The 9,141-nt window shown below is 53.3% G+C and carries 9 protein-coding genes and 1 pseudogene; 2 read left to right on the top strand and 8 right to left on the bottom strand.

Features of this window, described 5'->3' with window-relative positions:
• The 7 genes and pseudogenes from BIS10_RS15290 to BIS10_RS15270 form a co-directional block, all read right to left on the bottom strand.
• A partial coding sequence (locus BIS10_RS15290) for a hypothetical protein (protein ID WP_253506375.1) occupies window positions 1-208 on the bottom strand: 208 nt, incomplete at its 3' end.
• Window positions 209-1,456: 1,248 nt separating this feature from the next.
• Window positions 1,457-2,623: a porin gene (locus BIS10_RS15285; RefSeq protein ID WP_253506372.1), complete on the bottom strand. Its 1,167-nt coding sequence runs from the start codon at window positions 2,621-2,623 to the stop codon at window positions 1,457-1,459.
• A 240-nt stretch (window positions 2,624-2,863) separates the two neighbouring features.
• Complete coding sequence (locus BIS10_RS19075; protein WP_074210778.1) at window positions 2,864-3,076, bottom strand: di-heme oxidoredictase family protein; 213 nt, start codon at window positions 3,074-3,076, stop codon at window positions 2,864-2,866.
• Window positions 3,031-3,183, bottom strand: a complete 153-nt coding sequence (locus BIS10_RS19070) for a di-heme oxidoredictase family protein (protein ID WP_197746112.1) — start codon at window positions 3,181-3,183, stop codon at window positions 3,031-3,033. Before BIS10_RS19070 ends, BIS10_RS19075 begins: the two co-directional genes overlap by 46 nt.
• Before the next feature lie 1,013 nt (window positions 3,184-4,196).
• Complete coding sequence (locus BIS10_RS15280) at window positions 4,197-5,486, bottom strand: ISL3-like element ISPpu12 family transposase (RefSeq protein ID WP_253506369.1); 1,290 nt, start codon at window positions 5,484-5,486, stop codon at window positions 4,197-4,199.
• Window positions 5,487-5,507: 21 nt separating this feature from the next.
• A pseudogene (lspA, locus tag BIS10_RS15275) lies at window positions 5,508-5,819 on the bottom strand (signal peptidase II); the annotation flags it as partial.
• 61 nt (window positions 5,820-5,880) lie between these two features.
• Complete coding sequence (locus BIS10_RS15270; protein WP_253506366.1) at window positions 5,881-6,777, bottom strand: cation transporter; 897 nt, start codon at window positions 6,775-6,777, stop codon at window positions 5,881-5,883.
• A gap of 95 nt (window positions 6,778-6,872) precedes the next feature.
• Between BIS10_RS15270 and cadR the strand changes: the two genes are divergently transcribed.
• Window positions 6,873-7,280 (top strand): Cd(II)/Pb(II)-responsive transcriptional regulator, encoded by a 408-nt coding sequence (gene cadR / locus BIS10_RS15265; protein ID WP_161386205.1) that lies wholly within the window; start codon window positions 6,873-6,875, stop codon window positions 7,278-7,280.
• A 174-nt stretch (window positions 7,281-7,454) separates the two neighbouring features.
• Here cadR and BIS10_RS15260 read toward each other — a convergent pair whose 3' ends face one another.
• The gene (locus BIS10_RS15260; protein WP_253506364.1) at window positions 7,455-8,540 is read right to left on the bottom strand and encodes an OprO/OprP family phosphate-selective porin; all 1,086 of its coding nucleotides are present in this window, start codon (window positions 8,538-8,540) and stop codon (window positions 7,455-7,457) included.
• Window positions 8,541-8,821: 281 nt separating this feature from the next.
• On the opposite strand from BIS10_RS15260, the gene BIS10_RS15255 reads away from it, so the two are divergent.
• Window positions 8,822-9,141, top strand: a 320-nt coding sequence (locus BIS10_RS15255) for a TorF family putative porin (protein WP_206604600.1), incomplete at its 3' end; no start/stop codon positions are given.

The following is a 9,141-nucleotide window of genomic DNA, read 5'->3' as shown; positions in this document are numbered from 1 at the left end:
CTTCCGACCTTTCGACTTCTCCAAAGTAACCTTCGTTTGCCGATCCGGCATCCCGATCGAAGTTGTAAGCCATGTTCAGCCTGGCGTAGCCATAAAGCCTCACGGTGGTCTCTCCCGCTTGGGTTTCCAGGGCCGAAACATACGTCGAGCCGATTGCCAAGGCCATAACCGTCATGCTGACCAAGGGAATCTTCTTGTTATTCCACATGATGACATCTCTTTATGAATTGTCTTGTTTTTAGGCCGTTTGCGGCAATATCAAATTAGCGAAGATTCCTGAATTAAAGCTGAATTTTCCTGCCGGGGTATCAATTTTTCATAAAAAAGGCCAGCTCATGGCTGACCTTCTGTAACCTCAGCATATTTGCCAATAAAGGTTAGTAGACAACGTGCAGCTTATAACGGTTATCATCATTTGCGTTACTGCCACCCCCTGATCTTCCTGTAACTTCGAGTTGATAATTCCCAGGTTGCAACTGATGGACAAGGTTGAAGTGGCCTTGTGGACTGGACGCTTCTGCTACTCGTTGTCCAGACTCATTGTAAAGAACTGCTGAAATGCGGTTACCATAGCTCCTTATGCCGGGAAAATGCTCACTCGTCACTTGTAGGGTAGTCGCTTGTTCAATATTGATATTGAAACGTTTGGATTGCCCCTGAGCAAGAATCTGTGTAGAAGAGACGCCTCTTTCAAGTAGGGGCAGATCCTGGGTTGTATTGCCGAAGTTAGCCAATACAGGTGTTGAAAGAATGCTGGCTACAAGCGCTCCAAAGATAATTGGTTAACTTTCATGATAATTACTCCAGTGGTTGATGATTTGTTTATATTAGCTGTGGTTTTTGAAATGAAGCTGAATTGTTTTCATTATTCCTCCGACGTCTCTGATTTGAGATTTTTTGTAGGTATCGTCGACCAAGCTAACCCAGCGGCAAGTGCTTATAGCAGAGATGGCAGAAAAGTGACAAGCATCTGCCAGAGAAAGGAAAGTTGAGCGGGGCTGCGTTATATCATAACAGTCGGCACGGGGCACGGTAGAGTTTTTCACCTCCGAGCCTCATTGCTGCCGGGATTTCCACTGGCGAAACTGTTTCCATTCCAGCCATTTCTCAAATTCCCTGTATTCTTGTGAGTCTGGGTCCATCCGCCTGAAGGCTTCGAAGCTTCTGTAGGTGTCAGAGTCCGGGGCCGCCTTCCCTCCGGCGCGTTGACTGGTCGCACAATCTGAGCAACGACCCGACAGGATAGAATATCCCTCCCGGGCGCTGTCATCGGGACTGCTGGCAAACAGGCCTGGTCCATCAGGCAGGCGGTCTTCTCCCGGCATCGGCGTCGTGTCAGCGGGTCGGACCACATTAAGTCCGCAGCCCGACAGAGCTACTACCAGCACGGGAATTATCCATAACCGCAGTTTGTGCATATTTTACTCCTGTCTGTTATTCAGGTCAGACCCGTTGGTTAAAAGGCGACCCGGATACCGGCATAGAGCTGGCTGATATCGTTGGCATCGCCCCATCCTTCAGCGGTCTTGACCGACGAAGGCAGGTCAAGCGAATACAGGTGATACGAGGAGTACAAGCGGACCGCGCTCGACCAGTCGTACACGTATGCCAGACCAATCTGGCTTCCCTTGGTTCCCTCAACAATCAGATCTTTGGTCTCGCCATAGTTGACTGCAAAGTGATGAGCGCCAGTCGAGTAGCCTACCTGACCGAATAGGTTGGTCGCATCAAAGCCTTCTTGATTAGCCTGCCCCGCATTGGCCATTGCGTCGGTTTCATCATTACCGTAGGAGACGGTAAAGTTCAGGCCACCGTCCAGCAACAAAGACGCCGAAGCACCAAGGACTTGCTTCTCTTTGAATTCCGACCCAGGGGTGAGTGGCTGTCCATCGGTGGGCGAGGTCGGAATCTCCAGATCATTAGTATCAACCCAGCTCAGCCCCGTGGCCAGTTTGGCACCCGGAAAATCTACGTGGTAGCGGGCCGCCAGTTCATAGGCATTGCCGTTGTCGAGACTGGTCGACAGCACCAGACCGCCGATCGACGGGCTGTCGTAGCGGATACGCTCTTGTCGACCAACGGCATTGAAGACGCTGTTGGCTGCACCAATTCTGTAAAGTTTGTTGCCGTTATCATCGACAAAACTGATGCCGGAAGAATAAAGGGGATACCAGGCACCGCCACCGTAGTAGAGCGTTTCGGAGTAATCCATCATGTTGGCGTAGTAGCCAGCACCATCGCCTTTGCCGAAACTCACCTTACCAAAGTCACCCTCGAGATAGATGTCAATTTTCCGGGTATCCAGGTCAACGCCACCCTCACCCCCCCCGGAGGTATTGTTGCCGATATCGAACTCCGTGGATCCGTACTGATCAACTGACATTTCATAGATAAAACCGAGGTTCATGCCGTTGGCCATCTTCTCATTGCCAGTGAACCGGAAACGTGAGTTGGAACCGATGCTGTCGACACTCGCGTAATCAGTCTCATTCCCGTTATCCGCGACGGTGATCGCACGATTCACCTGGCCGGACACCTTGAATTCCATGGCGTGACCCGGCGAAGATAACCCCGCCATCACCAGTGCGAGCGCTGAACTCAGTGCCGCTTTTTTATTTGTCATTAGTATCATAATCCCCTCATTATCATTGATTTATTACTGAACGTGTCATATTATCATTGATTTATTACTGAACGTGTCATGCGTATTACGTCCATTATCTTACGTCCATTATCTTAAAGTGCTGTGCCCTCCTGTCCCGAAACTCAAGTGGCTTCAGGTCTTGCGTCAGCACTGGGCACAGCAACAATATTGACCACACTGATAGTAGCACAAGCCCGACGACTGAGAAGTCAATTAACATTAGACTTTAGTGCAACCGGGAGCCTCTTCAGGCACTTTCAGGAAGGCAATCAGCACCGCACGTTCAGTCCTGAATCGTGCCTTGAACTGTTCCCTGGATATCTCGGCTTCGCCCCCGTGCCACAAAATGGCTGGGCCAGATCGTCTGGTCGCTGAGGTCTGGCCGGTCAGCGACCAGACCGGTCGTGCTTTGGTGTGTGGCAGGCGGCACACCCCGTGTTGCTAACGAGTCTGGCGCCTTGCTGCACTTCCGGGTTTTCCATGGCGCGACGGGCGGGAACTGCAAGGCTGCTGGCGTAGAAGGTGATAAAGCCTGCCACTTTGTCGCTGACTTCGGGGTCGCCGCCATTAGCAAACTGGCCACAATCTTGCGTCCACTACCTCGCCAAGAACCTCGGCCGTTGTCACCGCATCCTGGAACGTGGCGTGCGCCAGATCTGCATAATGGCTAACAACGTCAGTTTTGGTCGGCGTGGATGCGGGTGCCTTATCTGCCGTTGGCTCTCTGCTGTGTTGTGCGTTGGCAGCGTCCTGATTGCCGCTGCATCCGGCCATCAAAAGCAGGGTGATTGACAGGGCCAGAGGTCGCGGACGAGTATTGACGTCATGTGCAAATCCTTTGAGGTAAATTAAATATAAATCATTATTATACGCATTAGAGATTGATGGGCGTGTATTGCATGAGTTAAACGACACAAGACTGCGGACCTGTAATAATTCATGGCTGATAGCGGCGGTTGCATTTAATATTGTGTCAGCAACAGTACTAAAAGCCCGTAAAGCGCCGCGCCCCCAATGCGGTCAATGTTCACTGTTGTTGACAGCTGGGGGAGGTCTGAGTTGTCGGGGGCGGGATGAATAGGGCAATCCGGCGCCGCAGCATTCCTTTGTGGTGGTTAGCATTAGCAGCGGCGTTAAGCCTGCTGCTCACCATTCATGATACGTTTGTCATTGCTGTCTTCGAAGGCTACATATCCTGGTGCATACCCTACTGGGACAGTTGCACCAGTATCAGCCGTACAGGGCGTTACTGGCGGTGGGAATTCTCTCCGTTATCCTCACTGCCGCAGTACCTGCCTTGTACAGTCAACTAGACAATGCCTTTGAATGGGTATTGGCGCTACTCATAAACCTTCATGCGCTCTGGGTTGCGCTGCTCTGGCGGCAAAGCTCTTTCCGGGCAAGATTGTGGACGGAGTAAGGGATCGAACCGGGTTACCATGATCACCGACATTGCGAGCAGACCACCGGCGGCTTGTTTGGCCTTCAGAAAAGCTGGCCCCGGATTTAATGGTTGATGGGGCACCTTCACCCCATCAATCTGATACCACCCTCAGATGGTTGATAGATCGACTCCGTAGTTGAGTTCCTCTGCGAAGTCCGGCAGTCCGTAACCGATGGTTTTCTTGTAGAAAGGAGAGACCTTCGCAGTCGGTGCCTTCTTCTTGTGCTTCGTGGTGTAGAGCATTCGTGCCCGCATCACCTCGAAGGAGTAACCGCGCCCTTCACGGTTCTTGTCCTTGGCCAGTCGGTTGATGGACTCCGTGTAAGCGTTGGTGACGGGCATGTCCGTCTCGAAGTAGGTCATGGTCTCTTCGCGCCAGTTTCCCACTGCCCTGACCAGATCGCTCCAGACTTCCTTTTGGCCCTTCGGGATGGTGGCTATCCACTCGTCCAGGGCGGCTTCTGCCTGGAGCCGTGTGGTGGCGTCCCAGATGCCGTAGAAGCGCTCCTTGTGCTCGTAGGCGGCCAGCAGTTGCGGGAACGCGCCTGTCCAGGTCTCCATGATGAGGCGCTCCCGGTCTGAGACTTCGTGAGCGCGTTTCAGCAGGATTTTCCGGTCTCCCTTGAGAGTCCGGCTCTGGGACGGTTTCAGCTCCTTTCTGAGGCCCTTGCGCACTCTCTCTAGGGCATCGTTGGCCATGCGCACCACATGGAACTTATCGACCACGATACGGGCCTGGGGCAGCACAGCCTTGACCGCTGCCCGGTAGGGGTTCCACATGTCCATGCTGACGATCTCGACCTTCTGCCGGTCTTTCAGCTTCATCAGGTAGTTGGTCACCACGTCCTGGCGGCGGGTGGCCAGCAGGTCGAGCAGGGTTCGCTCCTCAATGTTGGTCAGAATGCAGCGGTAGCGCTTGTTCAGGTATAGCTCGTCAATGCCCAGGATGCGGGGCGTCTCGAAGCGGTGCCAGCGCCCCAGGAACTCGGCGCGGGCGTTGAAGATGTCGCGCACCGTCTTCTCGTCCAGGCCGGTCTGTGCCGCCACAAAGGTGTAGGGGTGGTTGAAGGATTCCTTCTCCACGTACTCATGCAGCCGCAGTGTCATACGGAATCCGTCCACCACCTCCGGTAGCTGGGGCCTGAATGTTGTCTTGCAGGCCCGGCAGGTGTATCGGCGGCGGACCAACCAGAGAGTGACCCGCTTGCCTTGGATGGGCAGATCACGATGGGGAACATCACGCTTGCCGAACCGCACGAACTCACCCTGCACGCCGCATTCCTCGCAGGCGATCGGATCGGGCACGTCCACCTGGAAGTGCATTTCGTCGTCGGTTGATTTGCAGCCCAGTACTTGGTATTGCGGCAGGTGAAGGATGTTGTCGGGAAGTTCGGTCATGGTGTTGTATAGGCGTAGGTGTCAGTCAGATCCATCCGGCTCGGCATTGGTGTTTGTTTTTTTACCCAACAAGCTGCCGGAAACGAAAAGTAAGGCACCGAGGACAATTGCAATATCAGCCAGGTTGAAGACCGGCCAATGCCAGTCTCGCCAATAGAAATCAAAGGAATCCACAACATAGCCGCGAAAGACCCGGTCAATCAGGTTGCCCATGGCGCCACCGAGGATAAGACTGTAAGCGATGGCTTCTCCTTTATGACGATTTTCAAGGATCAGCTTGATCAGAAAAATCGAGACCACTACCGCGATTCCGATAAAAAAGTAGCGCTGCCAGCAGGCCCGATATGGACAATAGGGCATACGGCGAGAGCTTTTTGCCAATAATGAGCATTATTTAACCCTTGAGCGCCAGAATGCGCCTGGCACCGTTAAGCACGACGAGCCCCGCGATGGTGCCGATAATTAGATCCGGATAATTGGAACCGGTCCACACGACCAGGGCGCCGGCGGTGATGACCCCCAGGTTGATCACCACGTCGTTGGCCGAGAATATCCAGCTTGCCTTCATGTGCGCCCCGCCTTCCCGATGTTTGGATATGAGCAGCAGACAACTGGTATTGGCAATCAATGCGACGAATGCGATAGCCATCATCACCAGCGATTCAGGCTCACTACCGAATACAAAGCGTCTCACCACCTCTACGAGCACGCCCACAGCCAAGATCAGTTGCAGTACACCAGCAAGATGCGCGGCACGTACCTGCATTTTCACGCTATGTCCAACCGCATAAAGGGCAAGCCCGTACACCGCCGCATCGGCAAAATTGTCCAGGGATTCTCCAATCAGGCCGGTGGACTGGGCGATCAGACCGGCAGTCATTTCCACCACGAACAGAAGTGCATTGATGCCGAGCAACCAGCGCAGGGTCCCGGATTCTTGCTTAGCAGAAGCTGCCGAAAACTCGGCGGCCTTGATGGTCTCCGGATTTGCAGCGACGGTTTCCTGAAGCGAGGCGCCTAGCCCCAAGGTCTTCAGTTTCGAGGTGACGGGCTCGACCTCGCCGTCATGCACGACCTTCAGCCGGCGGTTCGACAAGTCGAAGGACAGCGCCCGAATCTCCTCAAAGCCGTTCAGGGCTAGGCGAATCATTCGTTCTTCTGATGGACAGTCCATCTTCGGCACGGCATAAACACTGACCCATCTCCCTGGCGCCTCGGAGGAGGCCTGTATATCGGTATCCGCTGCGGACGTTGCATCACCGCCACAGGCGCCACCACAGGATTTGCTCATGATACGACTCCACTTGAACAATGTTGTGGTACCATTTAAAACTATAAAGCTACTATAAGGTCAATAGCGTAGAGAATCCGTTGCGGAGGAACCCGATGCGTATTGGTCAGTTGGCACAGTCAGTAGGGGTAGATACACAGACGATCCGCTTCTACGAACGGCAGGGCTTGTTGCCGCCGCCTGATCGGCAGGAGAACGGTTACCGTGTCTATACCGAGAAACACGTTGAGCGGCTGGCCTTTATTCGTCGCTGCCGCATCCTGGATCTGTCACTGGCAGAAATTCACGAACTACAGCGCTATCAGGACGACCCTCATCAGTCCTGTACCGCCGTCAATGCTTTGCTCGATGATCACATCTCTCATGTGCGCTCGCAGATAACCGCTCTGCAAGCGCTTGAGAAACAACTCGTTTCACTGAGAGCGAGTTGCAACGATGACCGGGAAGTTGAGGCGTGTGGGGTTCTTGCTGGAATTAGCGAGGGAAGCATGCATCAGCAGTAGGTTGGAGTACCAACCAGATAATCCGATGAGATGTCGGTTTGCCTCACTCTCATGCAAAGGTAAGATCAACCATTTAATCCGCTTACCCATTAATATCTGCCCAAAACCTGAGTATTTCATTAACTCTCAAGAACTATATCAAGCCGCAAACTCATTCAAGCGACCTCCATGCGGTCAAAATGCATATTGTAACCTCGCACGCACTTCATCTCCGCTAGCGCCATTGGCTTCTTCGCCATCCATGTAGCTCATTCCAAGTCGAACATTCTTGTTGGCGTAATAGTTAACGCCCAGTGTTGTTTGCTTACCGTCAGTTGTGGCCAGCCCCACATCACTGTATTTTCCGTCGCCATCTTCAAAACGGGCAATAACTTCCCAGGCTCCTTTGGGCGATGACGGTTTCACTCGCTTGAACGCCCCAGCCTTGTAAGGACGGCTTTCGCCGGTGACAACCCAACCAAGCTGTACGTAATAACCATCAACATCCACCTGACCTTCCTCGGAATCGAAATATTCGGCCTGGGCATGGAAGGGCCCGGAAGCGCCGGCCAATTCCAGATTAAACGTATCGACCTCATTGGCCTGAGTGTCGGCATCACGCGTGGTATAACCCGCACCAAGATGAACAACAGCATTATTCGTTTGAACGGGTGCAACCGTGCCCCGTGCGGTTACTGCCGTGTTATTGAAGTCGTCGCTGCCATCGCCGTCTGCCTCGAAATAGCCGATACCGTAGGTCCAGTTGCTGCCTTTGCCACTGAGCTGGATGCCGCCGCTGCGACCGGGGGTATAACGCTCGGTCATGGCGGATCGCTCAAGGGCCGAGATGTCTTTTGAACTCGTTAATTGTTCCAGGCCGAATGGCTCTTTCTGCTTACCAATAGTCACGGTTGCCGTCGAGCCAAATCCCAGGTAGCGAATGTACAGGTCCTCAGCGTTCCCGCCGTCGGCGCCATCACTCTCAGCCACGTTGAACTGGGCTTTGTACGCCCAGTCGCCAAAGTGGCCCTTGGCGTAGAGGCGTGCCCGGCGCACGTCGAAATCGGTAGTGTCAACACCGTTGGCGTCAGACTGCGTGGCGTCGTAATCCCATTGAAGGCGCCCGCCGAGCTGAAAAGACGCAGAGTTATCCGACACTTTCACTTTGATACCGCTGTCGGTATCGATCACAAGGTCTTCGCCGCTGGTCGTAACGTTTCCGGCCTGTGCAGCAGAAGCGGCAGAAATCGCCAAAGCCAAGCCCAAATATTTCTTGCTCATGATCTGTCTCACCTTTTTCGGTTTGCTTGTGTGTGTTGAAGCGCGATTAAAGTCTATTTGGCAAAGATTACAGAATGGTTACAGAGAATGCATCAAAACAGGGCGCTGGTCCGGGCCGGTGACAGGTTCTGGGGCGCTAGGTGTTGCGATCGTTTTTCGGGGGCAAGCTCAGAATGCGCCGATTTGTCTCTATAATTATGATAAACAAGAATAAATAAGATGTGGCAGGAATTTTGCTAAATCATATTTGGAGCAATGAAACCCAACCGAAGGTATCCATTATGAAGAAGCAGTTTTTCACCAAATCAGGTTTTATCAGTATCACTTTGCTTGCAGCACTTCAGGCTGCGCCCGCCATTGTTAGCGCTGACGTCAGCTCAAATGTGAGCGCCAGCAGCAACTATCTGTTCCGGGGCGTCACCCAGACAGACGGGGCTGCGGCTGTCCAGGGAGGGTTGGATTATGAGCATGCGTCGGGCTTCTACGCCGGTGGCTGGGGTTCCAATGTCGATTTTGGTGACGGCACCAGCTATGAGCTTGATCTTTATGCCGGATTCTCCGGCTCTGTGGAAGAACTGGGTTATGACGTTGGGTACATTTA

It is taken from the genome of Halomonas sp. 707B3 (assembly GCF_024158645.1).
GTDB classification, from domain to species: domain Bacteria; phylum Pseudomonadota; class Gammaproteobacteria; order Pseudomonadales; family Halomonadaceae; genus Vreelandella; species Vreelandella lionensis.
This window is presented reverse-complemented; position numbering and strand designations above follow the sequence as displayed.

What these genes read in the sequence shown, in the direction of transcription:
- BIS10_RS15285 (WP_253506372.1), bottom strand. Translation starts at nt 2,623, where the DNA reads ATGACAAATAAAAAAGCGGCACTGAGTTCAGCGCTCGCACTGGTGATG.
- BIS10_RS15280 (WP_253506369.1), bottom strand. Translation starts at nt 5,486, where the DNA reads ATGACCGAACTTCCCGACAACATCCTTCACCTGCCGCAATACCAAGTA.
- BIS10_RS15270 (WP_253506366.1), bottom strand. Translation starts at nt 6,777, where the DNA reads ATGAGCAAATCCTGTGGTGGCGCCTGTGGCGGTGATGCAACGTCCGCA.
- cadR (WP_161386205.1), top strand. Translation starts at nt 6,873, where the DNA reads ATGCGTATTGGTCAGTTGGCACAGTCAGTAGGGGTAGATACACAGACG.
- BIS10_RS15260 (WP_253506364.1), bottom strand. Translation starts at nt 8,540, where the DNA reads ATGAGCAAGAAATATTTGGGCTTGGCTTTGGCGATTTCTGCCGCTTCT.